This window comes from Candidatus Chloroploca asiatica (genome assembly GCF_002532075.1).
Taxonomy (GTDB): domain Bacteria; phylum Chloroflexota; class Chloroflexia; order Chloroflexales; family Chloroflexaceae; genus Chloroploca; species Chloroploca asiatica.
This window is the reverse complement of the sequence record NZ_LYXE01000066.1, coordinates 17043-43233: the sequence shown is the minus strand read 5'-3', so window position 1 is coordinate 43233 and position 26191 is coordinate 17043. Positions and strand designations below refer to the sequence as shown.

Here is a 26191-nt window from a genome sequence, read left to right as displayed (position 1 = left end):
ACATGACGCTGCCTGGTGAAATGTTAGAGCTTGATTTGATACGCGGGAGGCGTGTTTTCGTTGAACGGGGCTGCGATCCGGGTCAGTGGGGTGCCCATCCGTCGTAAGCCAAGATAGGCTGCTTCGCTGCAGATCAGTTGCCCCGGGGCGCTTAGTTTGAGGATGCCTTCCGCCTCGTCAAGTGGCTCGCCCACTACGCTGAGCCCGAGCCCTGGCAAAAGCAACGCCCTGGCGGTTCCGAGGGTCAGACTCATGGCCGGCCCGGCTCTCTCTTCGTGAAGTGCATTGTTGTTCAGCGCTTCGGCAATCTGGTAACTACTGCGGAGGATCTGGCTCGAGTTGTTTGGACTCAAGACTCCGGTGATGATCAACAGCGTTGAGCCTGTACGGGTGAGCAGGGCATCATGGAGTTGCGCATGATAGAGAGCATTGTGGGCCAGGCTGTGCAGCGTAGGCTGGGCATGTTCGTTGAATGCAGGGAGCTCGACGGCAACCACGCCAATCTCGCACACCCATCCTTCGGTTGGGGGCTGCCGATCGATGAGCCGCAGCGCTCCCGCTAGCGGAAGCGCTGGCAAGAGCGTTCGAATCTGCTGTTCGGTGCGCTGTTCTTGCAAGAGGCGGTTGAGTGCATGAGCCAGTTCGCCCCATACACCGGTCGCAACTTCGAGTTTCTGCTCAGGTCGGTTGTCCGTGATAACCGTGGTCAGGCTGCGGATCTCTTCGGTGAGCTCGATCCAGTCGAGGATCAGCATCCCTACGGCACAGAGAATGGCCGGCGTAACCAGTAAGGGGTAGACAAAGGCAACTACCGCCGCGCCCCCTAGACAGAGCAGGGCAAGGCGTAGTTTGAGTCGTCGTCCGATCCAGTGAAGGTGGCGCAAACCGGTCGATCCTGGTGGTTCAATGCTCAGGCGTGAGCAACACATACGTCAGTGATTCGTGACGCTGTGTATCCCTTGCCTTGACGATACCACACGGACATTTGTACGAAGAAGGGCCGTAGATTACAGAAGGAGGTCATCTAGTTATTCGTAGTCGCGCAGGATGTAGCCCGCCCCGCGTACCGTCTGAATCAGACGTGTCTCTCCTTCCGCTTCCAGTTTCTGCCGCAAATAGCGTACATAGACTTCAATGATGTTACTTTCACCTCCAAAATCGTAACCCCAAACCCGATCAAAAATAATTTCGCGGGTGAGTACCTGATTTGGATGGCGCAGAAAGAGCTCGAGCAAGTCGTATTCTTTCGTGGTTAGTTCTACGCGTCGTTCGCCAACGCGGAGTTCACGTGAGGCTGTGTCGAGCGTCAGATTGCTGAAGCGTAGTAGTTCGTGTTGCTGAGCCGTCTGGCGGCGTCGCAATTGAACCCGAATACGGGCCAGCAATTCTTCAAAAGCAAATGGCTTTACCAGATAATCGTCGGCCCCATGCTCAAGCCCGCGTACCCGATCGGCGACTGCATCACGGGCGGTCAGAATGATAATCGGTACCTCTGAGGCGGCCCGCAGTCGTTTCGCTACTTCGAGCCCATCAAGACCAGGGAGCATCAAATCGAGAATGACGAGATCCGGTGGCGTTTCTCGTGCGACAACCAGGCCCCCCGGTCCATCATTGGCGACGGTGACCTGAAAACCCTCGAGCACCAACCCGCGCCGTAGGTAGTTGGCAATCTCTTGTTCATCCTCAACGATCAGGATGTGCTGCGTCGTCATAGGATCTCCCTTTTTTAACTATAATTTCAAATCTATTTTCCTGAATTTTTTCGCCCCCTACGTGTGAGGGATCTGGGGGCGACAGGCCCCCACGAATAGGTGCTGGCGAAGATGGCCCGCAGCGCTCGCCGTTTTCGCCAGCGCACGCGAGGGTTTGTAGAGACGGTCTGAAAAGGGTGTCAGCATCGTTCGCCACCACGTGGTGTGCCCTTGGAGTGTCGGGTGTAGCCGGCTATAGCCGGCACTCTGGAGCAATCCGTCGCCTTTTTAGACCGCCTCTTAGGCAGATTGCCCATTAGTATAACAGGTTCATCACTAGACAGAAATGGCGATCATCGTGTACTCTGTAGCCTATGCAAACGAAGATTGAAGAACTTGTGGCCGCGTGCGCTGCCAAAATAGAGGCCGATCATGCTGTGCGTGAACAGGCTATTGGTGTGTCGCGCGCGTTGATCCGCCTGTGTGCCAACAGTATTCGGGCGACCCATCGGGGCGATTTTGCCGAGGCACGTCGCCTACTCGATGAGGCGCGGGCGGCGGCGGCCTTGATGCTTACGACAACGGCTGATTTTCCGGCGATCCGGTTTGCTGGCTATACCCAGGATGCCCTCAAAGAGTATGTTGAGGCGCATCTTGTCCTGGCTTTTCTCGCGGATACCCCGGCCCCAGGCCATCGCGAACTTGGTGTCGAGGCGGCAGCCTATCTCAATGGGCTCGCTGAGGCAGCGAGTGAGTTGCGTCGGGCGATCCTTGATGGGTTGCGCCACGGTGAAGTTGAACGCGGTGAACGCCTGCTCCAGACCATGGACGAGGTCTATAGTGGGTTGGTGACCGTCGATTTTCCTGATGCCATTACCGGTGGGTTGCGCCGTACGACTGATGCCCTGCGTGCCGTTGTTGAACGTACCCGTGGCGATATGACGGCCGCCCTTCGTCAGGATCAACTAGTAGCCGCGATGCTTCAGTTAGAGACTTACCTGGCCGACGGGCGGGCAGATGCAGAGGCACGGTAGGTCTTCAGGCTTGCTTGATGGCGGCCAGTACCGCTGCGACGACTAATTCGGGTGGCCCGTCGGCGTCATCAATCTCAATCCTGCTCAACAAACCCCGCTCGGCGTAGAAATCTAGGATAGGCTTCGTTGCCCTGGCATAGACGGCCAGGCGTTCAGTGATGATCGCGGGTTGGTCATCGTCACGCTTGGTCAGCGTGCCCCCGAGACTCGCGCAACGTTCGATGGCTGCTTGATCGCGTATGTGGAGGGTGAAGGTCCCGCCCTCCCAACGACAAATCCTTCGTCCGGTCAGACGCGCAAGCACTTGACTTTCGCTGAGTTCGAGCGAGATGACCCGCGTCAGCGGACGATTGATTTCAGTCAGCATCGCTTCGAGCGCGAGCGCCTGCGTTAGATTGCGTGGGTAGCCATCAAGGAGAAACCCCTGATCGGCTGGGGCTGCGCTGAGCCATTGTTGCATCAGGCGATCCACTACGTCGTCGGGGGCAAATTGTCCTTGTTCGAGGAGCGGTTTGATCATCTGCCCCATGGCGGTTCCCTGGTCAACTTCGCGTCGTAGGAAGCGCCCGGTGGCGATGATTGTAAGGGGTTCATGTTGTTTGAGCAGATCCCCAATCGTGGTTTTCCCTGCTCCAGGTGGCCCCATCAAGATGAGATGTTGTCGTTGCTGCATATGCTTTACCCTTCTATGGTAATAGTAACACAAACGGCCAGCTTGGCTGGCCGTTTGTGCCACTATCAGCGAGTTTCTGCGCTTATTTTTTACCCTCGTAGGTGTAACGGGCGATGACACTGCCCTGTCCGTCACGGAGGGTCGCGGTGTCGCCGGTATTATTCCAGATGGGGGTGCGGCTGTTCCAGTAAAGGTTGCCCGCGTTGTTTTTGCCAGATTTTGTCCAGATCTTGACTTCGCCACCTGGGTTGAGGGTGAAGGAGGGGAAGGTAAAGGTGTGCTTGTCGCCTCCGTCACTGAGTTTCCACCCTGCCAGGAGCATCGGCATTTTCGCGGTGTTGCGCAAGAGCACGTATTCGCCATCAACATCACGTCCAGGTGGGTCAAATTCAATGTGAACGATGTTGATGCCGGTCGGTGCTTCGAGCTCTGGCCCTGCTGCTGGTTTTGCCCCGCCGGTAGCTGGGGTTGCGGGGGCGGGCTTGGGAGCGGGCGGCTTGGGGGCGGGAGTTGCCGCAACGGGCTTAGGTGCTTCAGGAGCGGGAGCCGCCGCAACGGGCTTGGGGGCTGCGGGAGCCGGGGCCACCGCCGCAGGCTTAGGTGCTTCAGGGGCCGCTACTGCAGGCTTGGGGGCTTCGGGCGCGGGCTTGGGGGCCGGGGCCGCCGCGGGCTTAGGTGCTTCGGGGGCGGGGGCCACCGCCGCAGGCTTGGGGGCTTCAGGGGCCGGGGCCGCTGCAACGGGCTTGGGGGCTGCGGGAGCCGGGGCCACCGCCGCAGGCTTGGGGGCTTCAGGGGCTGCGGGAGCCGGGGCTGCCGCAACGGGCTTGGGGGCTGCGGGAGCCGGGGCCACCGCCGCAGGCTTGGGGGCTTCAGGGGCCGCTACTGCAGGCTTGGGGGCTTCGGGCGCGGGCTTGGGGGCCGGGGCCACTGCAACGGGCTTGGGGGCTTCAGGGGCGGGCTTGGGGGCGGGAGCCGCCGCGGACGCCGGGGCGACAGGCTCATCATCAAAAAGATCAATCGTAACTTTCTGCACCCGTGCAGGTGGCTCTTCATCGGTGTTGGCCCAGTGCTCGATCTCTTCGCCCGCGATATCAGCAAAATCACGTGGAAGTCGGGCAAAACCGTAACTGAGTTCGCGGACCGCTGTATGCATCGACTCGCGCGATTGTTTGGGTAGAATGCTGAGGCCGAGCGAGAGCAGGCTATAACCAAAACGTCCAACGCCAACAGCTACTTCGCTCACCGTATCGAGGAGATCGCCGGTGCGTTGTGGTCGATTCTTTGTCGGTTCACTTGACATACCAAATTCCTTATGCAGATGTACGGAGACCACTTTTGTTGTATGATAAGCATCCTACATAGGTTCCCTAATGTCAAGAGGGAGAAACATCGTGTTGCTGTCGCTTCCTGTTAACCAGACGATTAGTGCCATCCATGCGACGCCCCCGCGCCTTGTCTATGTCTGTGCGGGGGCTGGTTCGCTGGCGCTTGCCTGGTTGCACGCGGTGGCTGGTTCGTCACGCACGATTCTTGAGGCGCGCGATGTGTATGCACCACAGGCGCTTGTCGAACTGGTGGTTGATCCGTCGCCGCAGGCGGTCAGTGCGACGACTGCGCTGGCCTTGGCAAACTGGGCCTTGCAACGAGCTAAAAGGCTTATTGAAGGGGACTGGCCGTTGCTCGGGGTGGCCTGTACGGCGGCTATTGCAACCGATCGCGTGCGGCGCGGGGCCGATCGCGCGTTTGTTGCGGTTGCCAGTCAGGGCGCACCATGGCTTGGGGCCTTGACCCTCTGTGCGCCAGGGGTTTCGGTGGTAGCTGATCGGGTGACACAAGAGGCGGCGATCAGTGAACTGGTGATTGGTGCGATCGCCCACGCGTGTGGCCTAGAGGCTCCACCACTCAGTTATGGGTACCCTCTCGAGCAACTTGAAATACCACTAGGTTGCACCTACCGCGAGAGTGAGTAAAATACATATATGACAAAAAAAGCTGATCTTCCTGACCCGGCCGAGCATCAGCCGTTTCCGCTTGATACGGTCATGGCGACCCTCGCAGCAACAATGCCGCACTATGCGCAACCTTTGATTGACCAGATGGGTGGCGAGGGGGCTACCCCGTTTCGGATTCTGGTTGCGACGATCTTGAGTCTCCGAACCAAAGATACGTTGACCGCCGTGGTTGCGCCACGTCTTTTTGCGGTTGCCGATACACCAGCTGCCTTGCTCAACCTGAGTGAAGCGCAAGTGACCGAACTAATCTTTCCGGTCGGTTTCTATCGGAACAAAGCCCGCTCATTGCGTGAGATCAGCCGGATCTTGCTGGAACAGTACGATGGCAAGGTGCCGAACGAGCTCGATCAATTGCTGGCCTTGCCAGGGGTTGGTCGCAAAACGGCGAATCTGGTGCTAACGGCTGGTTTCGGGTTGCCTGGCATCTGTGTGGATATTCATGTCCATCGCATTTGCAATCGCTGGGGCTACGTTCGTACCCGCAACCCCGATGCAACCGAGATGGTTCTGCGCGCACAGCTACCGGATACGTACTGGCTCTCGATCAACCGGCTTCTTGTCACGCTTGGGCAGCACATCTGTCTCCCGATCGCGCCGAAATGTTCCCTCTGTCCGATTGCCGCCGCGTGTGACCGTGTAGGAGTAACGCGTAGCCGATGAAACAGCGACCTGTCCTGATTATTATGGCGAAACAGCCCCTGCCTGGCCGTACCAAGACCAGGCTTTGCCCTCCGTTGACCCTCGAAGAGGCTACGCTGCTCTATGAGGGGATGTTGCGTGATACGCTCGCCTTAACCCAGCGCGTACCTGGGATTGAAGTGGTGCTGGGGATTGATTCACCCGGCAGTGAGGCCTATTTTCGTGGCCTTGCGCCAGACCTGCGGCAATTGCTCCAGGGCGATGGGGCGTTAGGTGACCGCCTGGCGCATGTGAGTGAGGCCGCCTTTGCCGACGGGGCACCTGCGGTTGGCGTGATGAGCAGCGACAGCCCGAGTCTGCCGCCAAGCTATCTGGGGCGTGCGTTTGCCCTGCTTGAGGAATACGATCTGAGCATCGGGCCATGCGAGGATGGTGGGTATTACATGGCTGCCTTGCGTCAATCTGCCCCGCGCCTCTTCCGCGAGGTTACAATGAGCACCCCGCATGTCTTGCACGACACCCTCGAACGTGCCGCTGAACTAGGCCTTCGCACGGCCCTGCTGCCAGCCTGGTATGACATTGACACCGCTGCTGACCTCGAACGCCTGCGGAATGATCCGGCGCCGTTGCAGTATACGCGGCCTCTTTTGCCGCGCCTCTAGTTGACAGAACGAAGCTCTCATCCTATACTCTTTCTCAAATATATGAATATTTATATATTTGATTATTAAAGAAAGAGGAGAGTGGGTCTATGCAGCGTCTTGCGCAGTTTCCGCTCGTTGAGCAGTTGCGTCACGAGTTTGCCGGGTACAACGGCGATACCTTGCGGCGTGATTTGTTGGCGGGCATTACGGTCGGGGCTGTCAGTTTGCCATTGGCCCTGGCCTTTGGGGTCGCGTCAGGCGCTGATGCCGCCGCAGGGTTGGTGACAGCGATCCTCGCTGGGATCATCATTGGGGGGTTGAGTGGGGCGAGTTTTCAGATTTCTGGCCCGACGGGGGCAATGTCAGCGGTGTTGATCGTCGTGGCTCAACGCTACGGCTTAGGTGGGCTCTGGGTTACGGCGTTGATGGCCGGGATCTTCATTCTCTTGCTGGGGCTCTTTCGCCTTGGCCGCTACATTTCGTTCATTCCCTCCCCCGTCATTGCGGGTTTTACCAGTGGCATTGCGCTCATTATTGTGATCGGGCAACTCGACAATGTGCTCGGCGTGACGACGCCCCCCGCCGAGAATGCGTTCGAGCGGCTGTTGCACTATTTCACGCATCCGTTGATGCCTGATTGGCGTACGATCCTGGTGACGGCGCTCGTGATGGCAGTGATGATCATTATGCCGCGGTTAACCCGGGTGATCCCTGGTTCGTTGGTCGGCATGGTGCTGGTGACGATCCTGGTGGCCGTGGTGGGCTGGGATATCCCGGTCATCGGCACAATTCCGCAGACAATTTTGCTCGACCAGCGCCTCACCTTTGGCGCGATTCCTTGGCTTGAACTGAATGATCTCCTCTTGCCTGCCGTTTCGATTGCCGCCCTCGGCGCGATCGAGAGTTTGCTCTGTGGTTCGGTGGGGGCGACGATGAGTGGGCGACGTTTTGAGAGCAATCAAGAGTTGATCGCACAGGGGCTTGGCAACCTGATCATTCCCTTTTTTGGTGGCGTGCCGGCCACGGCCGCCATTGCCCGGACGAGTGTGGCGATCAAGAGTGGTGGGGTTACGCGCATGACGAGCATCGTGCATTCACTTGTGCTCTTGCTCAGTGTCTTTGTGCTGGCCCCCTTGATTAGCCGTGTGCCGCTGGCTGCCCTTGCCGGGGTGTTGCTGGTTACGGCCTGGCGGATGAATGAATGGGAAAGCATCCACTTTTTTATCCACAGTGGCCTGAAACATGCCGTCATTGGCTTTTTTGTGACCATGATCGCGACCGCCGCACTCGATTTGACGCAGGCGATCATGATTGGGATCAGCCTGTCGGCCATTATTTACTTGCGTCAGTCGGCTATCAGTACCACCGTCACGAGCGAGCCCATTGATCCCGAAAAGATGCAACAGCAGGGCTTCCCCATTACCGCCACCTGCCCAAGCATTCATGTCTATTATCTGACCGGCCCGCTCTTTTTTGGGAGTGTCAATACGATTCTTGAAGCCTTCAAGCATGCGAACGACTATTATAGTATCATCATCAGCATGCGCGGGGTGCCCATGGTCGATGTCATGGGCACCCAGGCGATCAGCCAGATTGTTGAAGAGCATCGCGCCCGTGGGGGCGAGATCTTCTTTACCGCTTTGCAACCAGCGGTGATGGAACTTTTTCAGCGTACCGGGCTTGCCGAGAAGATTGGCATGCGCTACATCTATTGGAGTTCTGCTGATGTAATTATTGAGTTGCACGAGCGTCGTATGGTGGCGGGGTGCCCCCATTGTCATGCCCACGGCGAGCGTTGCATTGTCTTGCAGCAAGCCCAGGAACGCCTGGCATTCCAGGCAAAGGTGACATAATGTATCAACCGCTTCATCAATTCAAAGCCGAGTTCTTCAAAGCGCTCGGCCACCCGTTGCGCCTGGTGATCCTTGAGCAACTGGTCACTGGCGAAAAGAGCGTAACCGATCTGCAGGCCGCCCTTGGCGTGGATCAGTCAAGTGTGTCGCAACAACTGGCGATCTTGCGCACGCGCAATATTGTTGATACCCGCAAAGATGGTACCACGGTCTTTTACCGTCTGCGTGACCCGTTGATTGCCGAGTTGCTTGAGCTTGCCCGTAGCATCTTTAACAATCACCTGATTGATACCCAGGCGATGTTGCAGCAACTCGCCACGACTGATACCTGAACGTCAGCCTCCGGCTAGGGCTTTGAAGGCCTGCCGTTTATGCTGATGGATCGCCGGCGAGCAGTACGGGCGCAGCGCGCTGCGCCCGTACTATCCTTCGTTCTCACTGAGACGGAGGGCCATTTTGAGATAAAACGGCGGCATAAGTTCGAGTTCCCACTTGACTTCGAGGCTGGGCAAGACCACCGTATGGTAATAGACGGCCTGTTGGAGCGCGGCGAGCAACTGGGTCTGCTCAAACGCACGCACCAGGTTGACCCCTGGCACCACCGAGCTCCACGGTTCAAGATAGGCATCACGCAGGCGTTCGCGTACGTTGGGGATATGGGGCAAGAAATCCTCGCTCTCGACCAGAAAGAGTAGCAGGCTAAAAAACGGATGGCTGAGTGAACTGTCGGCCCAGTCGAGAAAGACAAAGGCGTCCTGGTTGATCAGTACCTGCCCGGCCCAGAAATCACCATGTTCGAGCGCCAGGGGAATGCCATCGCTCTGCAGCGCTTCCCAGCGCCTACTCAGTTGCCCAGCCAGCCGACGCAGCCGTTCGCGTTCATGGCGCGAAAGTCCGGCTGGACGGTTGGGCAGGGTGGCGGGAAGATCGTGGAGCAGGGCCAGCACATGGTGCTCGAGTTCAGCGAGGGATCGTGTCGGGAGGCCAGTTGCTCGCAGTTCGCCCAGATGGCTGGTCGTCGCGATCTGGAGGGAGGCAAACTCGGCAAGTGCCTGTTGCCAGAGGGCGAGATCGTCATCGTCACGATATCGCATCAAACTGATGCCCTCTACTTCATGCATCAGCAACCGCCCGTGCTGTTGATCAAGGGCAATGGGCTGGGCCACGCGCCGTGGCATCAGCGAGGCCAGCACTGTCGTCAGGGCTGGCTCGTAATGCGCCACTGGGGGCACCACTTTCAAATAGGCCGCACCCTGGTTGGTTGGCAGGCGCACAATTGCTGACCGCTGCCATGAACGAAGTTGGATCGGCTGGCCGGTGAGCCGCATCTGGTGGGTATGCAGGGTGTGGTTGGCCCATGCAACCGCAGCTTCATACCAGCCTGGCATATACCATGGCGTCCGTAGGGCTGGCGCAGGTGTCGCACTCGCACTGTACCAGGCAAACCAGTCAACTAGGGCTGTGCGATGTTCTTCCACTGCCAGGGGTAGGGTCAAGACCTCTTCGGCTGAGACCCAGGAAGCCGCGTGGGGCAGCATAGGAACCCGTTCTTCGAGGACGGCGGCATAGACTTTGGAGAGCACCTCGTCGTCGGGCGTATAATTGATCGCCAGACAACGCAGGGTCGTCGCGGCGATCCCAAGATGTTCAGCCATCCAGTGATTGATATGCCCGATCTCCTGCCAGAAGTGGCCCTCCGCCTCAACAAACGCTGGCAGGCGCCATCCGTTGGCGTCGGGCAAGACCAGCACCCGACGGCGATCAGGATGCCCGATGGCAAGATGATTTTCATAGCGCACTGGGAGCGAAGCGAGAGTCATTGTTTCTGTACAGCCATACCAGGAAATTTTCAGAACATGCGTAGCGAGATTGTAAACCGTCTTGTTTTGTTTTGTCAACCAGCCCAACCACGCACGCATTAGACAATTAGACCCTGATCAGCTACAATGCCATATTGATATGAAAAAACCTATTCTTTTCTCCATACTACTCTTTGTATGGCTCTTGAGCGCCTGTCAGGTTGAAGGTGGTGTCGACCGGCGTATGACGGTTGCGCCCACCGCAATGGGTACAGGTGAACTGGTTGCTGAGGCGACAGCGGCGATCGAAGCCCTTGTTGCGACGGCACCACCGGTTGTCAGCGCAGGCAGTGTTCGCATCGGGCTTGCCGCTGAACCCGCGGATCTCTTGCCTTACCACATTGATAGCGCCGATGAACGGGTGAGTGCGCCGCTGACCGAGTTGCTCTTTCCGTCACCCCTGTTGCTCATGGGCTATACCTATACGAACACCGGCGTGCTTGAACGGGTGCCCAGTTTTGAGAATGGCGATGTGGCCTTCACCCAGGTCGAGGTCTATCTTGACTCGCTCGGTCTCATTAGCCCGACCCCAACCGAGACAATCACGACCGTCGAGCAGATCAATGTGACCTTCCATTGGAACCCTGACCTTGTCTGGTCAGATGGAACGCCGTTGACCGCTGAAGACTCGCTCTTTGCCTACGAACTGGCGCGCCAGATCAATCTGGGCCAGGAGACGAACGATAAGTTGGCGTTGCTCGAACGCTATGAACTCGTTGATCCCTATACGACGCGCGCCGTGTTGAAGCCCGATTTTGTTGATCCGGCGTATCTGAGTACCTACTTTACTCCCCTTCCGCGCCATCTGCTGGCCGATCAGCCTCTCGCTGATTTCATGAAGAGTGAGTTTGCCCTCAAGCCGGTGGGCTATGGCCCCTTTATGGTCGAACGCCGTGAGCCGGGTAGTGTTCGGTTGATCCGTAATCCGTTCTATCCCGAGGCCAACGAGAGCATCACGGGCATTAGCGTTGTCTTTCGTGATAATGTTGACCTCTTACGTACGTCGGTTGCCGGTGGGAGTCTCGATGTCGTCGCGCTCAATCAGCCTCCTCCCGAGCTCCTGGCTGCGCTTCGTGCCGATGCCGAGGCTGGGTTGCTGACGGTTGATGCGGTCAATAGCCCGATCTGGGAACATCTCGATTTTAATCTTGATGTGGCAGCCTTGCAAGATATTCGTGTTCGGCGGGCTATTGCCCACGCAATCAATCGCGATGCGATGAATGCGACGTTGCTCGGTGACTATGGCCGTGTGCTGGAAAGCTGGATTGTGCCTGAACAGTGGGCCGCAGTACCGCTTGACCAGTTGACGCGCTATCCCTTCAATCCTGATTTGGCACGGCAGTTGCTTGATGAGGTTGGCATCGTTGATACGGATGGCGATGGTTTGCGTGAAGTAGCCGGTCAACCCTTCATTCTCAATCTCATTACGACCCAGGGTTCCCCGCTGCGCGTTGCTACCGCTGAACAGATTCGCGATGATCTCGCGGCCGTTGGCCTTGGGATCTCGGTGCAAGAATTGCCGACCGCAACCCTCTATAGTCCCGAAGGCCAACTCTTCCGCCGCACGTTTGATCTCGCGCTCTTTGCCTGGATCGCTGGCCCTGACCCCCGCGGATGGGAGCGCTGGAGCTGTGCGGGTGTGCCGAATGAGAGCAATGGCTGGACGGGCAATAATTTCTCGGGTTGGTGTTTCTTTGAGGCCGATCGGGCCATCCGCATGGCAACAACCTCGCTCGATCGCCAGGAACGACTGGCCGCCTATCTTAAGCAGCAACAGCTCTTTACCCAGGAAGTCCCGGTCTTGCCTCTCTTCCAACGCGTTGATCTGGTTCTTGTCAATCCGACGGTTCTCGGGATCGAGGCCGATCCAACGGCACCCTTTACCTGGAATCTGATGACCTGGACACGCCAGTGACCGACCATAGCGATCCTGTCGTGCCGGTGCTTACCGAAAGGGTACTGACAAACGAATGGGCAGTCCTACCCGCATTGGTAGTTGACGCAATGTGTCAGTCCCGTTACACTCGTATGTAGAATTCTTCACAAGGTCGTCTTCTTTTGCGCGAAAGGATCCCTCTGTATGGAGCGTCTGGTCAGTGAGATTATGCATCATGGTGTGCTTACCTGCTCACGCGATACCCCGATTCAGGATGTTGCGCGGCAAATGGCCGATAATGATGTCAGTGCCCTCATTGTGGTCAATGAGGATGGCGATATGATCGGGCTCATCTCGCGCACTGACCTTGTTAATGCGCGGCTCTATGAGCAGTATTGGAAGCATTGGCGCGGCCTGACGGCTGGTCATATTATGGTGACTGATGTTGTTTCGGTGCGCAGCCAGGATACGATGCAAGATGCGAGTAAATTGATGATGGAGCGGCGGATTCATCGTGTGGTGGTGCTTGATCATAGCGATGAGGGTAAAAAGCCTCTGGGCATCCTCTCGGTCACCGATGTTGTCCGTGATATCGCCCGCGACGAGTAAGTTCTTTTGTACATGCAAAAAAGGCCAGTTTAGCTGGCCTTTTTTGCATGTACAAAACTTAGATGTGAAAATAATCGCGTACCTGGATGATCCAGTGCATCATGCCGTAGCTGATGATGAAGGCAACCATCAGCCTGCTCACCAGTCTGCCCGCCCGCCCGCGTTGCCAGAAGGCTCCGAGCAATGGCCCCGCACTCAGGCAGAGGGCCGGGTAGAGGAAGAGCCCCCAACGCACGCCCTGGTCGGCGACGAGTAGCAAGCCCTGGGTGATCAGGGTACCGAGCCACCAGACGAGCAGCGTGGCGCGTAAGGCTCGTGCGCGGGGTTGCTGGTTCCGTTGTGCCCAGATCAGCGCGAGCCCACCGAGGGCCGCGAGGCTCAGCACAAACGGGATCGGAATGGCCCGTCGCCCTGGTGGGGCCAACCCGAGGATGCCCCTGGCGGTCTCGACCACAATCGCGGACAACGCCATCCCCCTGTCCCCTTCACTTCCGCCACGCTCACGCAGGCTGGTAAGGTAGACGGGGGCTGTGTAGTAGAAGACCAGCACGAACCCGAGGGCCAAAGCGGCAACCAGGCTCAGCCGCACGAGGTCGAAGGGGCCATGGCGCTGGCGTAGGTAGTCGATCAGGGCGATCAGCCAGGCCGAGGCCATCACCGCCCCGATCGAGAGCGTGATCCCTGAGTGGGCGACGAGGGCAACGGCAAGCGCGACGACAAGGAGGCTGACCAGCGCAGGCGCGTGCCGGGTAACACTATGGCCTGTCGGACGTGCTCCTGCCCCCAGGGCGAGCAGCAGCAGCAGCGGGATCGCCAGCGCTTGCCCGCTCAGATTGGCGAGTTCACCCACGGAAAAAGATTCGAGGGCCGTCACGGGCAGCAGATAGCCTGTCAGGGCAAGCAAGGCCACCCGCTGACGATAACCAGCGCGTCGTAGCATCACCCAGAGGGCGACCATCACCAGGCTATCGAGCAGGGCCGTTCCAGTCTGCACTATCAGGACGCGGTTGGCCGCACTCGACTCAACCAGGAGCATTGCCGGCATCATAATCAGGAAGGGGGCCGGCGGATACGGCCCTACTCCGCCTCCGGTCGCTGTTGGCAAGCCGGCCGTCATAAAGATTTGCCCGAGGCTGGCCTCAAAGAGCTTATTGGCCTGGAGCATCGTATCGCTGTACAGGGCGTGTGGGTGGAGCATACCGGCCATGCGGAGCGCAAAGGCGGCTGTTACCAGTCCGACAACCGGTGCGATGCCAGCCACGAGCCGATGGCGCTCACCAAAAGAGCGGGCGGCCCATGCGGCGATCAGGGTTGTTGTCGCCCCGATCAGGGTTAACTGGGCGATCAGGCTGGTAAAGAGGGTGAGGGCGGGGCGCTGCCAGATCAGGGTTGCTGCTCCTGCGAGGATGGCAAGGCTGGTCAGCGCAACCGCCCCACCGAGGCTAGCCCCAGCGGCCAGCACCCAGGCATAGAGGGCGAGCAACGCCACACTGAGCCAGAGCAGTTGCGGCCAGGCAGGGATGTGTAACCCCTGATTAACCCCTTGCATACGAAGATCATAGAGCACAAAACCGAGTTCACGCCGATCACCGGGGGCTTCAAATGGGGGCGTGCGCATAATGATGCGGAGATCACCATTGCGCTCGGTGGCCGCGAGGAGCCGGTAGCGGCGCGGGTCTCCCTCGGGCAAGAATAGCGTGGTGCGCAGTCCCTCCCCGGTCTCCCATGTTGTCACCACCCCACCAGGTTGACCGCCTGCCACAAGCTCAACCAGGTAGGTCTGGCCACCGATCCCAGGCACCAGCAGGGTTGACTCAGCGGTTGTCCAGCGGTACGAACGGCCACCCGTACGTTCAAGCACCTCCCACCACCAGAGCCACACCTCGGGTTGGTCGGGATCAGCCACGCGATCAGCAGGTTCAGAGCCATTGACCCGCAGTAAAAAAGGTTGATCATCAAAGCGGCGCTGAGTCGTGACATCGCCACCGACGTGGATCACCTGACGGAATGGTACCTGATAGGCAAAAATCCAGAGCGTAAGTGCGGCAGCGAGCAAACCAGCAGGAACCAGGAACCCCTTCATGCCCCGCCTTTCATCCCTGATTAGCGGCACCCCAGGTAATCACAATCACCCCGATCACCACAATCACTGCCCCAATAATTTTGGTTGGCGTAATCGCCTCATTGAGTACCATGCGGGAGGGTACCAGCACAATCACATAATTGAGGGCCAGTAGCGGATAGGCAAACGACAAGTTGACCCGCGAGATCACCCCGAGCCAGAAGAGGGCCCCCCCAAAGATCAGCACAAAACCACTGATCACCCGCCAGTCAGTAAATGTTGCCCAGAGCACCTCGGGGGCAAGCGAAAAAGCTCCGACCTGGGCGCTGACCACATTCAGCCCAAGCTTCAGGAGCACTTCACCGATTACGGTCAGCGTACTGGCAGTTAGTAGCATCAAAAAGACAAGCACCATAGGTAATAGCCCCTTTTGGGACACGTGAGACGAGCTTATTGACATAGTTGGCTGATCGGGTCCTCCCGGCTGCGTATTGTTCATCATCATCGACGCCGCAGCAGATAGACCGCATAATCACAGATCCCGGTACGCATCGGATAGCTTTGCTCAACCCGAAAAGCCGGCCCAAAGATCGTACGATAGGCCTCGGTCGTACGAATATAGCCACCACGATCAAGCGTGTGCAGCATCTGCCCGGCAGGATTCGAGCGGCCTGGCGGTGGGACATCTTCGATCACCAGAAGTGGAGCATTGGAGCACAAGACGCGGGCCATTTCGCTCATTGCGGCACTGGCCGTGGCATCAGGTAGATGATGGAGCACCCCGCAGACCAACCCGGCGTCGAAGCTTGCATCGTAGAAAGGCAAAGCCTCACCGAGCCCGGTGAGATAGGCCCCGGGGCGATGGTGGGCGGCAAACTGGACATAGGCAAACGATGGGTCGACGCCGACATAATGGCCCGGAGGAAACTCGCGCGCAAACTCACCGGTACCACAGCCAAGATCAAGGAAGCGGCGCGTATCACCATGCCAGGGACGTAACTCACGGGCAATCGCCATCCGTTCACCGGCAAAGCCAGCCTCGGCGAGCCAACGCAGGGCGTTCCAGAGCCGTGGTGAGCTACTCAAACGATCGAGTGCCCGTTCAGTGGGCGACGAAACAGGTTCAACCTGATGCATAACTACTTCACCATCCTTGGAAGCATTGTCTTGGGCAACGCTGGCTTGACCCGTGCCAAACAGAGGATCGACAGACCATAGGGAAACGTCCCCCCCATCTTGAGCCAGTTGGCCTCAAATGCCATGGGAAGATAGAGGATCGTATTGAGCATCGTGCCAGGTAATTCCATAGCCGACGCTTCACCGTGATCAGACTGGAAACGCTCGAGCCAGCGGGTCGTTGCCGGCAACGGAAAGAGCAGGCTCAACACATAACTGAGACGCTCGACGACAAACCCCGCCTTGGCGAGCATCTGGCGTACCTCACTCGCAACATAACGCCTACGCGTATGCACCTGACGGTCGTGGCGTGAGCGCAACCATTCATAGGCTGGCAGGCGCAACAACAGATGCCCCTCGGGACGCAAGACACGCCGCACCTCACGTAACGCCGGGGCTTCATCGGGCACCCCGGTATGATAGAGCACATCGTATGATGTGACAAGGTCAAAGCTATGCTCGGCAAACGGCAGATCAAGGACTGAGCCACGGGCAAAGCGACCGGGCAGCCGTTCCCCAACGAAAGCCGCCGCTTCGGCAGCATAATCAAGCCCGATGACCGTCCCATACCGGCGCAAAAAGAGCGCATCGCCGCCGGTACCGCAGCCGGCATCAAGGATCTGCAGGTCGTGCCTGTCGGCAAAGACCTGATCGAGCCAGACCGCACTGAGGGTACGCATCCCCACATACCACCAGTGTTGCCGCTCGACAGCTGCCATTGTTACGTACTCACCCTTTTCCATACCACCTCAACAGACCCCAGAACCTCACAGGCGTGAAGTTGATTTTTTGGTTGCTGCCTGGCTGTCAGTATTCGCATCGAGCAGGCCAGCAGTGCGCAATTGACGTTCGAGTTCCTTCACCCGGGTATCAAGCATCTTATTCTTGCTTTCGAGCAAGGCCAATTCCTTGGCGTCACGGCGATGGCGCAACGTCAACCGCGCTTCACGCCAGAGGCTCATCAACCAGACGAGCACCGCCCCCATAATAACCGATCCAATCATCACCAGCGAAACCGAGATGTTATTGCTACTGAAATTCAGAAACTTGATCTGAACTGGTTCGGTATTCTGAACCCCAAAGATGACGAGGCCCACCGACAGGATGGCAGTCATAATACCAAGGAGTATGCGTGAAAGTGTTTGCATAGTCTTTCCCTCTCAAACGATCCGATTGCTCAATATGCCCAGACCGGTTAGTTCACACGCAACAACATCATCATGAGCCAGCCATGGTCCGTAGCCATTGGTACGTTCGAACAGCGAACCTCCACCCACAGCGCCTGTACCAAGCACATCGCCTGGATAGAGCGTCACATTGCGACTGGCGTGAGCAATCATCTCAGCGAACGAATAGTATTGCAGGGCTGCCGTTGCACGCGACATCTCGATGCCATTGACGCGAGCGATCATCGCCAGGCTCATCCGCCCCTGGTCATCGGTATAGAGGTCAAGCTCATCGGGGGTGACGAGCCAGGGGCCAAGCGAGGTAGCAAAATCACGTGCTTTGATTGGGCCAAGGCCCAATGCCTGCTCTTCGGCCTCGTAATCGCGGGCCGTCCAGGTATTGATAATCATGTAGCCAGCGATGGCCTCACGTGCCGTCTCAGGGCTAACATCGCGGACACGCTGGCCGATCACACAGCCCAATCCTAGCCCATAATCGAGTTCGTCGCTCGGGGGAGCGAGGATTTCAGCCCCGGGACCATACACTGCCCCGTGATTCGCAAAGCTAAAAGCCGGGCCACGGTACCAGACATCGGTGAGTCCGGTCTCGCGGAGGCTTGCCAAAGCCAGCGCGTGTTCTTCAAAGCTCCCATAGATCCGCAGACTCGTCGGCCGCGGCAGGGGTGCGAGCAAGCTCACCTGATCCAACGGATAGACCATCGCCTCACCGCCGAGCGATACACTGCCGGTTGAGATAGAGAGCATCGCTTCGTACTCACTGCTCTCTTCAGGCGCAAAGCCAAGCATCTGGACCACCGCGCTCACAATCACCTCGACCGTATCGAGACCAACATCCTGTTCAGCATGCAAGAGACTGAGCAGATCCCAGCGCAGGTCGGCAGACTCTTCCAGCACGAGTGGTGCAGCCGAGGCCAGATCAATAACACTATCAACGAGCAAAGCCCCGGCACGGGCGTGACCATCAGGCGGCACAAAAGTTACCAGGCGCATAGTTGCTCCACGCGGCAGAACGATGATATCGTATGCTCCATTATAGCTGATGTCGGATTGGTGCGAAGTAAGTTTTTCGACATTCCTGGAAGCGAGGGCGTCTCGCCCTCGCACGCCCCCGAGGGCGAGACGCTCTCGCTCTCGGGGCGCAAAGCATCGGGGAACTTCGTTGACACACTACATCAGTCTGTGACGCGGTTCATCGCCTCAACCCGTGAGGAAATTTTGCAACATCCGCTTGCCATCGTCGGTGAGGATCGACTCGGGATGGAACTGCACCCCTTCAATGGGATAGGTACGGTGGCGCAAGCCCATAATGAGGCCATCCTCGGTCCAGGCGGTCATGGTGAGCGTGTCGGGTAGGTCGTCACGCCGTACGATCAAGGAATGGTAGCGGGTCGCCTGAAAAGGCTGAGGCATCCCAGCGAAGACGCCTTCGCCTTCGTGGTAGATGGTCGAGCGTTTGCCATGCATCACCTGGGGGGCACGGATGACTGCCCCGCCAAAAGCAGCCCCGAGCGCCTGATGCCCCAGGCAGACGCCCAGCGTGGGAATATGAGGCCCCAATTCCTGGATCAAAGCGATGCTAATCCCGGCTTCGGTGGGCGTACACGGCCCAGGACTGACGACGATCCGGTCTGGTTGCAGTGCCGCAGCTGCGGCCACCGTGATCGCATCGTTCCGGCGCACGTCGACTGTGGCACCAAGTTCACTGAGATACTGATAGAGGTTATAGGTAAACGAGTCGTAATTATCCAAGAGCAAGACCCGCATTGGTGACTCCTACGTGATCAAAAGCCTGATTTGTGCTGGCTGAGGGCTAGATTTTGTCTGCATTATGCAGTATAGTCTGAGCAAGCTTGAGACGCAACTTGTCGCAGGGGCCTGTTGCCCCCTGGAAAGAAGAAGGAGCAGGGCGCGAACACCTATGAATCGTCGTCTGGCTATTTGCTTGCCATCGTTGCGCCGCCGTCGCGGTGCATATCATGGTGCCAGGAATGGCGCAACCCATCCTACTGAGGTTATTGAGGCACCGTGTGATCAAGGCCTGAGTGAAAGCGAAGAACGGTATCGGCGTCTCTTTGAAGCGAGTCCTGATGCGATTGTTCTGACGGATGACCGTGGGGTTTATCTTGATGTCAACACGGCCGCGGTGCAACTCTTTGGTGTTCCACGTACGCAACTGATCGGGATGAGTGCTGATCAGTTGCGAGAAGACCGGGGGGCCGAGTCCGCTGAGCGGTACCGGCGCTATCTTGAGGTCGGCCGTGATACGGGTGAGTTCCCCTTTCGACGCCCCGACGGTACCCGTTGTGTGGCCCAGTATACCGTAGTACGAGTTGGCCCCAATCTCCACCAGAGCGTGCTGCGTGATATTACCGCCGTGCGCGAAGATGAAGTCCGCCTGCGTAACTCGCTCAACGAAAAAGAGGTGTTGCTCAAAGAGATCCACCATCGGGTCAAGAATAACCTGCAGGTGATTGCCTCGATGTTGCGGTTGCAGAGTGACCGCATTGATGATCCGCAGGCCCGTGAACTCTTTCTTGAGAGTCAGCGGCGTGTCCGAGCTATGGCGTTGATTCACGAGCGCCTCTATCAGGCCCCTGATCTCGCACGGATTGATCTGGCGGCGTACGTACGCGCACTGGTTGCCGATCTCTTGCGGGCCTATCGGGTGATCGCCAGGAATGTGGTGGTCTGTAGCGAGATTGACGTACCGGCGATTGATGTTGATCAGGCGATGGCGTTGGGCCTGTTACTCAATGAATTGCTGACCAATAGCCTGCGGCATGCCTTTTTACCGGGCCAACCGGGAACTATCACGATCACCGGGTTTCGTGATGCTTCGCGGGCGATCATTCTGACGGTTGCTGATAATGGAGCGGGCTTGCCCGCCGATCTCGAACCGGGGATCAGTTCGACAATGGGTCTCCAGATTATCCATGCCCTTGCCACTCAGATCGGTGGCACGCTTCGCTGGCAACACTCACCCGGCACAACGGTGACGCTTCTTATCCCTGAGAGCACGGCTTAGCGCAGAAAATCCCAGGGGGGCGGCTGGCGCATCAGCCGTTCCTGTTGGGCCGCACGGACACGGGTAACAAGGAGTTGACGTAACTCGGGGTCGTCAAATGCGCGGGCCAGCGCGGCAACCCCACTCTGATCATTGCCCGCGATAAGCCGATAGGCCGGCGTACTGCTCTCGCCATTATGGGCAAGCAGACCAATCTCGGTCAATTCGGTCAGCGCCTCTTGCACATCCCAGGGTGGCTCTTTGAGCCACTCGCTCAGGCTCAGCGCATCGTGGTGTAATTGCGGATGTTGCTGAAGCACGAGCAAGAGGTGCAGCTTGAGCAGACGGTCAACATGGCCGGGGGCGATCAGGCTGGCGCAGGCCGCGCTGAGGTGTGAGACCTGGGTTGCCGGGCTAAGCGGACGTGGTCCAGGCTGAGGCGGCGGGGTTGCTTCAGGTGTTATGGCTGGCGCGATGGGCGTGAATTGCGGGGTACGATTGGTCCCGGCGGGTTGTTCCCAGAGGATCATCACTGCACCGGTGACCCCCGACGTATCATTGGCAGGGGCTGCACCGACCATAACCGAGCGGATGGCATGACCGGGTATGCAAAGATCGAGCGTTCGGGGGCGTGGGGAAGCTGCGGCGCCGAGGAGCGTATCAAGCGCAGGGGGGGCCACGAGCGTCCCGGTAAACGGATCGCGCAGCGGCACCACCGAAGCGACAGGTCGCCCGATCACCTGTTGGGGATCCTGGTGCAAAATTCGTGCTGCGTGGTCATTTACATAGGTCACAAGGCCGTTCGCATCGACGGCAAGCACCGCATCACCGCTGCCATTGAGAATCGTACTCAGCAGTTCGGCCCGCGACGTAGCGCGACTATCACGGAAATGGCGTTCAACGGCCATTGTGATCGAAGCAATCAGCGTTGACTCATCGAACGGCTTGACGAGATAGCCATAGGGGGCCGTCGTCCGTGCACGCAGCAGCGTGGCCTCATCAGCAAACGCGGTGACATAGATCACCGGCACACTTAAATGACTTAAAATCTGGGTTGCGGCAGTCACGCCATCAATCTCGCCCCTGAGCCGAATATCCATCAAGACCAGATCGGGGCGCAGGTTCAACGCTTGCTTGACCGCCTCGCCGCCACTCGTCACGACCCCGGCTACATTATAGCCGTGGTTTGTGAGCAGGGCCTTGGTATCCATTGCGACCAGAAGCTCATCTTCGACAATCAAAATGCTGGTCATGCTCCCTCCGCCCAGCGTGTCGCCTATCCTACCTGTAGTCGCCTGGTGACCTTGCCGCAGGCACACTCTTGTCTGATATGCAGTATAATCCCTGATTGTTCAATTCACTGTAAAGAAATCACAACATGCTGGCGCTATTCGGTAGACTGTGATCATCCCCGCTTTTCTGGGCGTGTGGGCGGGTTGTCCGCAAGCCCGGCGGCAAAGCTGCCCACACGTGTGAACAGTTACGGCCTGAACGGCGTTTGACAAACCGCGACGACCTGACTATAATAATGCGGTGTTTAACAGATTGCCCAGGTGGCGGAATTGGCAGACGCGCTAGGTTGAGGGCCTAGTGACCTAACCACGGTCGTAAGGGTTCAAGTCCCTTCCTGGGCACCACAACAATTTGGGGCGATTAGCTCAGTGGTAGAGCACCTCGCTTACACCGAGGGTGTCGGCGGTTCGACCCCGTCATCGCCCACCATCGGTTTGCCGAGATCATCCAACCTGTTTGTCGGTAAACCACGATCCGCCAAGGTAGCTCAGTTGGTAGAGCATCGCACTGAAAATGCGGGGGTCACCGGTTCAAGTCCGGTCCTTGGCACCAGCGTTTGACCCACAATCCAGCACCCGCAACGGCCGCGCCGTTGCGGGTGCTCGGTCTTTCTCCTCCCCTTCGCGCTGCGCCAATTGTCAGTTCGCCTGGCTGTTGGCGCAGCGCGTTTCAATAGTCTGGGAACTTTTACCTCGATTCTGGGAATTTTTGGGGCTCAGGAACGTTTACACTGGAGAGGCACTAGTTTTTTGAGCCATTCCGCACAAAGAATGAAAGGTTCATGGTATGCGTTCCCTCTCCCGTGTACGTTTTCAGTTAATGCTGGTTGTTGTGATCTTGTTCGTAACCCTCTTTGCGGCGATGCCTACGCATGCCGCTGGCAGTTCCGAACTCTCGGCGTGGCATCTCAGGGTGGACTTTCCCAACGAGCAGTTGCAGGTTGTGTATACACACTATATCCTCAAAAGTTCCAATCCGGTGGTCATTGCGGATCTGCAACAGACTGATATCACGAATAATTGTCAGATCCGGGGCCAGTTGACCTTTGATCCTGATGGGTATGCGATCTTTGATGGCAAGACGTCTATTCGCTGTGAGCTCCCACCTCCTTGTCAATGTGCGTATGCGGGCGGGATGCGTGAGCCTTTGTTCTGGATGGGTGCTGATGTTCGGCTCGATACCAAAAAGCGCAGTTATCCACTTGTTGAGGCGGTGCGCAAGGGTACGCGTGACTTCGCCTTTGGGTTGACCCCCCAGGGTTCGCAGCTTCGCACGAACTTCTGGATCTATGGCGATCAGTATCAGACTTCGCCCTGGGCTCCCAATCTGTATGGGAATCAGTTTGCGCTTGGGGCCGGTGGATCGAGCATTACCGCAATTGGGCAGGCGTTGACCCAGGCGGGTGTACCGGTGATGGAATATGTCCCTGATTGGGAAGGCTTCTTTGCCAAACTGCCGGCTGATGGTGTGCCAAGCCAGTTTGTGCAGCCCGGTAGCATGAGCTGGACGGCGCAGCGCAGCCTGAGCAATGGGCCGTTGCGTCATCCTGATGAGCTCTTTATCGGCTATAGTCCCTCCACCGATCAATATTTTGAGGGACGACTGCGCCACCTCGAAATTGATCCGCCTGGTTGCCGCCCCGGGATTTAAGCATATGCAATGGGCCAGGGCTATGCCCTGGCCCATTGCATATGAAGGTAAAGCCTCTGAGCAGTTAGCACATGCTGGCGATCTGTGTTATAATGTGACCGCTTGTACAAGCTTGCCAAAAGCCAGGAACGCCGGGCTGCGCCAGGCCCGTGCGCGATTATCCAGGAGGAAGACGTGGCGCTCGAAAAAGATGAGAAGTCTGGTCTGATTGATTCCTATCAGGTGCATAGCACTGATACCGGTTCACCTGAAGTGCAGGTCGCGTTGCTTACCGAGCGGATCAATCAGTTGATCGAACATTTGCGGATCCATATTCACGATCACCACTCACGGCGTGGTTTGTTGAAGCTCGTGGGGCGTCGCCGTCGCTTGCTCAACTACCTGCAGAGTCGTGACAAGGAACGGTATCGCAGTGTGATCGAGCGGCTTGGTCTGCGTCGTTAACGCATAGTAGTGATGCTGTCGCTTATGCCAGGTTAATGTAAGGGGTGCTGATGGTTGTTTGACCGTCGGCACCCCTGTGTTGTCTTTGGCAGAGGATCGGATTGTTCGGGATTGGAGCGCACCAGGGGCTGGTCGTGACTATCCGCTGGTGGGCTCCAGTACCGAACCCCTCCTCTGCAATGGAAATGGTTGGCTTTGTGTTGAGCCAGATGAGGAGAAAAAGAACGTATGACAGAACGGCAGGTCTTTTCGGTCAGCGCTGAGATTGCTGGCCGTACGCTGACGCTTGAGGCGGGGCGTTTCGCTGAGCAGGCTGATGGTGCGGTGACGGTGCGCTACGGTGATACGCTGTTGCTCGCCACGGTGGTTGGGGCGAAAGAGGCGCGTGAGGGGGTGGATTTTTTTCCGCTGACGGTTGATTATGAAGAGCGCATGTATTCAGCGGGCAAGATTCCGGGGAATTTCTTTAAGCGTGAGGGTCGCCCGACAACGACGGCGATTTTGACGTCACGTCTTACTGATCGCCCCCTTCGTCCGCTCTTCCCCAAAGGCTATCAGAACGAAGTGCAGGTCATCATTACGACCTTCGCGATGGATATGGTCAATGATCCCGGCCCGATGGCGATTATTGGCGCTTCCGCCGCCCTTGCCATTAGCGATTTGCCCTTCCAGGGGCCGGTCGGGGCTGTGCAAATGGGCTTTGTTGATGGGCAGCTTGTTGCGAATCCGCCGATGAGCGCAATGGAGCAGAGCCGCCTCGATCTGGTGGTTGCAGGTACCCGTGATGCGGTGTTGATGGTTGAGGCCGGCGCGTATGAGTTGACCGAAGCGCAGATGCTGCAGGCGGTGACTGAAGGCCATCAGGTTTGTCAGCAACTCTGTGATTTGCAAGAAGAACTGGTGCGCCTCTGCGGCAAGCCCAAACGCGAGTTTGTTCCCCCAGTCACCGATACGTCACTTGAAGAGTCGATCAGCATATGGATGGGGCCCCGTCTGCGTGAGGCTGTGCGAAGTACTGATAAGACTGAGCGCGAAGAGCGTACCAGTGCACTCAAGGCTGAGGTGGTTGCCCACTTTACCGTCGATGAGCCCGAAGAGGAGCTCGCTGCCCGCAGCAAAGAGGTCAGCAAGGCGTTCGAGAAGTTGCTCAAGGCTGAAGTGCGCGATGCCATTCTTGACGAGGGCCTCCGCGTTGATGGGCGTGCGCTGCACGAGATTCGTCCGATTGCTATTGATGTCGGGGTGCTCCCCCGCGTTCACGGTACTGGGCTCTTTTCGCGCGGTCAGACGCAGGTTTTGACGATTACGACGCTTGGCTCGCCCGGTGATGAGCAGCGCCTTGATGACCTGGGGATCGAGACGACCAAGCGCTATATCCATCACTACAACTTCCCGCCCTTCTCGACCGGTGAGGCCAAGCGGATGGGTTCGCCCCGGCGGCGCGATATTGGTCATGGCGCCCTCGCTGAGCGCTCGCTTCACGCGGTTCTGCCCACACAGGCCGAGTTCCCCTATACGATGCGCCTCGTCTCCGAGGTGCTCAGTTCGAATGGTTCATCGTCAATGGCGAGTGTCTGTGGTTCGTCGCTGAGCATGATGGATGCGGGCGTGCCGCTGAAGTCCCATGTGGCTGGGGTGGCGATGGGTCTCATTACCGATCCCGATGGCCGCTGGAAGGTGCTCACCGATATTCAGGGCCTCGAAGATGCGCTCGGTGATATGGACTTCAAAGTTGCTGGTACCGCCGAGGGCATTACCGGTCTGCAGATGGATATCAAGACGACCGGCATTACCTATGAGATTATGGCCGAGGCGTTTGAGCAGGCGCGTCAGGGGCGGCTCTTCATTCTTGACAAGATGAACGCGGTGCTGCCTAGCCATCGTACCGAGATGTCGCCACATGCGCCGCGCATTATTTCGCTGCAGATTCCGGTCGAGAAGATCGGGGCGCTCATTGGGCCTGGTGGCAAGACCATCCGTGGCATTGTCGAAAGTACGGGGGCGCAGATCGATGTTGAAGACGATGGCCGCGTCTTTGTCACTTCCAGTGATGGCGAAGGGGCCAAGGTTGCGGTGGCGTTTATCGAAGGCCTGACCCGTGAGGCGAAGGTCGGCGATATTTTCCTCGGCAAGGTCGTGAGCATCAAGCCGTTTGGCGCGTTTGTCAATATTCTGCCCGGCAAAGACGGCATGGTTCACGTCAGTGAACTCGCCGAAACTCGGGTCGAGAATGTTGAGGATGTGATCCAGATCGGCGATGAGATCAATGTGATGGTGATCGCGGTTGATGGGGGAACGGGCAAGATTAGCCTGAGCCGTCGGGCGGTGTTGACCGGCGAAACCGCTGATGATCGGCGGGCGGCCGGGGCAGCGCCGCGCAGCGATCGCGGTGACCGCGGGGGCGACCGCGGCGACCGCCGTGGCCCGCCACGTAGTGGCAGTGGCGATCGCCCGCGCCCACGCCGCCGCGAGCAAGACTAGCTCA

25 protein-coding genes and 3 tRNA genes are annotated in these 26191 nt (G+C 58.1%); 15 read left to right on the top strand and 13 right to left on the bottom strand.

Translation table 11 applies throughout. The annotated features are described in order from the left end of the window. Positions 1 to 23 precede the first annotated feature (23 nt). Complete coding sequence (locus A9Q02_RS07560) at positions 24 to 929, bottom strand: hypothetical protein (RefSeq protein WP_097651749.1); 906 nt, start codon at positions 927 to 929, stop codon at positions 24 to 26. A 99-nt stretch (positions 930 to 1028) separates the two neighbouring features. Then, positions 1029 to 1712 (bottom strand): response regulator transcription factor, encoded by a 684-nt coding sequence (locus tag A9Q02_RS07555; protein WP_097651748.1) that lies wholly within the window; start codon positions 1710 to 1712, stop codon positions 1029 to 1031. A 353-nt stretch (positions 1713 to 2065) separates the two neighbouring features. Here A9Q02_RS07555 and A9Q02_RS07550 point away from each other — a divergent pair, with 353 nt between their 5' ends. Beyond that, positions 2066 to 2725, top strand: coding sequence for a translin family protein (locus A9Q02_RS07550; RefSeq protein WP_097651747.1), 660 nt, complete (start codon positions 2066 to 2068; stop codon positions 2723 to 2725). Positions 2726 to 2729: 4 nt separating this feature from the next. Here the strand turns inward: A9Q02_RS07550 and A9Q02_RS07545 are convergent, their stop codons facing one another. Further along, entirely contained in the window at positions 2730 to 3398 is a 669-nt protein-coding gene (locus A9Q02_RS07545) for an adenylate kinase family protein (protein WP_097651746.1), read from the bottom strand. A gap of 82 nt (positions 3399 to 3480) precedes the next feature. Continuing rightward, entirely contained in the window at positions 3481 to 4698 is a 1218-nt protein-coding gene (locus tag A9Q02_RS25050; protein ID WP_097651745.1) for a lamin tail domain-containing protein, read from the bottom strand. Positions 4699 to 4789: 91 nt separating this feature from the next. Between A9Q02_RS25050 and A9Q02_RS07535 the strand changes: the two genes are divergently transcribed. The 5 genes from A9Q02_RS07535 (at position 4790) to A9Q02_RS07515 (ending at position 8878) form a co-directional block, all read left to right on the top strand. Continuing rightward, positions 4790 to 5368, top strand: a complete 579-nt coding sequence (locus tag A9Q02_RS07535) for a hypothetical protein (RefSeq protein WP_216361466.1) — start codon at positions 4790 to 4792, stop codon at positions 5366 to 5368. A 9-nt stretch (positions 5369 to 5377) separates the two neighbouring features. Continuing rightward, positions 5378 to 6070, top strand: a complete 693-nt coding sequence (locus A9Q02_RS07530) for an endonuclease III domain-containing protein (RefSeq protein WP_097651744.1) — start codon at positions 5378 to 5380, stop codon at positions 6068 to 6070. Next, positions 6067 to 6711, top strand: coding sequence for a TIGR04282 family arsenosugar biosynthesis glycosyltransferase (locus A9Q02_RS07525; RefSeq protein ID WP_097651743.1), 645 nt, complete (start codon positions 6067 to 6069; stop codon positions 6709 to 6711). The genes A9Q02_RS07530 and A9Q02_RS07525 overlap by 4 nt, the downstream gene beginning before the upstream one ends. 89 nt (positions 6712 to 6800) lie before the next feature. After that, positions 6801 to 8546: a SulP family inorganic anion transporter gene (locus tag A9Q02_RS07520; protein ID WP_097651742.1), complete on the top strand. Its 1746-nt coding sequence runs from the start codon at positions 6801 to 6803 to the stop codon at positions 8544 to 8546. Further along, positions 8546 to 8878 (top strand): ArsR/SmtB family transcription factor, encoded by a 333-nt coding sequence (locus A9Q02_RS07515; protein ID WP_097651741.1) that lies wholly within the window; start codon positions 8546 to 8548, stop codon positions 8876 to 8878. The genes A9Q02_RS07520 and A9Q02_RS07515 overlap by 1 nt, the downstream gene beginning before the upstream one ends. A 90-nt stretch (positions 8879 to 8968) precedes the next feature. On the opposite strand, the gene A9Q02_RS07510 is transcribed toward A9Q02_RS07515, so the two are convergent. Then, complete coding sequence (locus tag A9Q02_RS07510) at positions 8969 to 10366, bottom strand: aminoglycoside phosphotransferase family protein (protein WP_141508769.1); 1398 nt, start codon at positions 10364 to 10366, stop codon at positions 8969 to 8971. 223 nt (positions 10367 to 10589) lie between these two features. On the opposite strand from A9Q02_RS07510, the gene A9Q02_RS07505 reads away from it, so the two are divergent. Further along, entirely contained in the window at positions 10590 to 12320 is a 1731-nt protein-coding gene (locus A9Q02_RS07505; protein ID WP_245860442.1) for a peptide ABC transporter substrate-binding protein, read from the top strand. A gap of 165 nt (positions 12321 to 12485) precedes the next feature. Further along, positions 12486 to 12890, top strand: a complete 405-nt coding sequence (locus A9Q02_RS07500) for a CBS domain-containing protein (RefSeq protein WP_097651738.1) — start codon at positions 12486 to 12488, stop codon at positions 12888 to 12890. Positions 12891 to 12948: 58 nt separating this feature from the next. Here the strand turns inward: A9Q02_RS07500 and A9Q02_RS07495 are convergent, their stop codons facing one another. From A9Q02_RS07495 to A9Q02_RS07465, 7 genes are all read right to left on the bottom strand, one after another. Continuing rightward, positions 12949 to 14973: a hypothetical protein gene (locus tag A9Q02_RS07495; protein WP_097651737.1), complete on the bottom strand. Its 2025-nt coding sequence runs from the start codon at positions 14971 to 14973 to the stop codon at positions 12949 to 12951. Between the two features lie 10 nt (positions 14974 to 14983). Beyond that, the gene (locus A9Q02_RS07490) at positions 14984 to 15367 is read right to left on the bottom strand and encodes an EamA family transporter (RefSeq protein ID WP_097651736.1); all 384 of its coding nucleotides are present in this window, start codon (positions 15365 to 15367) and stop codon (positions 14984 to 14986) included. Positions 15368 to 15453: 86 nt separating this feature from the next. Next, positions 15454 to 16089 carry a class I SAM-dependent methyltransferase gene (locus tag A9Q02_RS07485; protein ID WP_097651735.1) on the bottom strand — a complete coding sequence of 212 codons (636 nt, stop codon included), beginning with the start codon at positions 16087 to 16089 and terminating at the stop codon, positions 15454 to 15456. A gap of 2 nt (positions 16090 to 16091) precedes the next feature. Continuing rightward, entirely contained in the window at positions 16092 to 16871 is a 780-nt protein-coding gene (locus A9Q02_RS07480; RefSeq protein ID WP_097651734.1) for a class I SAM-dependent methyltransferase, read from the bottom strand. 24 nt (positions 16872 to 16895) lie between these two features. Next, positions 16896 to 17276: a LapA family protein gene (locus A9Q02_RS07475; protein ID WP_097651733.1), complete on the bottom strand. Its 381-nt coding sequence runs from the start codon at positions 17274 to 17276 to the stop codon at positions 16896 to 16898. A gap of 12 nt (positions 17277 to 17288) precedes the next feature. Then, positions 17289 to 18305, bottom strand: coding sequence for a fumarylacetoacetate hydrolase family protein (locus tag A9Q02_RS07470; protein WP_097651732.1), 1017 nt, complete (start codon positions 18303 to 18305; stop codon positions 17289 to 17291). Between the two features lie 207 nt (positions 18306 to 18512). Further along, positions 18513 to 19079 (bottom strand): anthranilate synthase component II, encoded by a 567-nt coding sequence (locus A9Q02_RS07465; RefSeq protein WP_097651731.1) that lies wholly within the window; start codon positions 19077 to 19079, stop codon positions 18513 to 18515. A gap of 154 nt (positions 19080 to 19233) precedes the next feature. Between A9Q02_RS07465 and A9Q02_RS07460 the strand changes: the two genes are divergently transcribed. After that, positions 19234 to 20340, top strand: coding sequence for a sensor histidine kinase (locus A9Q02_RS07460; RefSeq protein WP_172450765.1), 1107 nt, complete (start codon positions 19234 to 19236; stop codon positions 20338 to 20340). Here the strand turns inward: A9Q02_RS07460 and A9Q02_RS07455 are convergent. Further along, a complete protein-coding gene (locus A9Q02_RS07455; RefSeq protein WP_097651729.1) occupies positions 20337 to 21572 on the bottom strand; it encodes an ATP-binding response regulator in 1236 nt (411 codons plus the stop codon). The genes A9Q02_RS07460 and A9Q02_RS07455 overlap by 4 nt on opposite strands. Before the next feature lie 294 nt (positions 21573 to 21866). On the opposite strand from A9Q02_RS07455, the gene A9Q02_RS07450 reads away from it, so the two are divergent. From A9Q02_RS07450 to pnp, 6 genes are all read left to right on the top strand, one after another. Continuing rightward, a tRNA-Leu gene (locus A9Q02_RS07450) sits at positions 21867 to 21956 on the top strand. A gap of 10 nt (positions 21957 to 21966) precedes the next feature. Next, positions 21967 to 22041, top strand: a tRNA-Val gene (locus A9Q02_RS07445). 47 nt (positions 22042 to 22088) lie between these two features. Next, positions 22089 to 22164, top strand: a tRNA-Phe gene (locus A9Q02_RS07440). A gap of 234 nt (positions 22165 to 22398) precedes the next feature. Beyond that, on the top strand, positions 22399 to 23262 hold the full coding sequence (locus tag A9Q02_RS07435; protein WP_097651728.1) for a hypothetical protein: 864 nt from the start codon (positions 22399 to 22401) through the stop codon (positions 23260 to 23262). 174 nt (positions 23263 to 23436) lie between these two features. Then, positions 23437 to 23706, top strand: coding sequence for a 30S ribosomal protein S15 (gene rpsO / locus A9Q02_RS07430; protein ID WP_097651727.1), 270 nt, complete (start codon positions 23437 to 23439; stop codon positions 23704 to 23706). Between the two features lie 228 nt (positions 23707 to 23934). Continuing rightward, complete coding sequence (gene pnp / locus A9Q02_RS07425) at positions 23935 to 26187, top strand: polyribonucleotide nucleotidyltransferase (protein ID WP_097651726.1); 2253 nt, start codon at positions 23935 to 23937, stop codon at positions 26185 to 26187. The last annotated feature ends 4 nt before the right edge of the window (positions 26188 to 26191 follow it).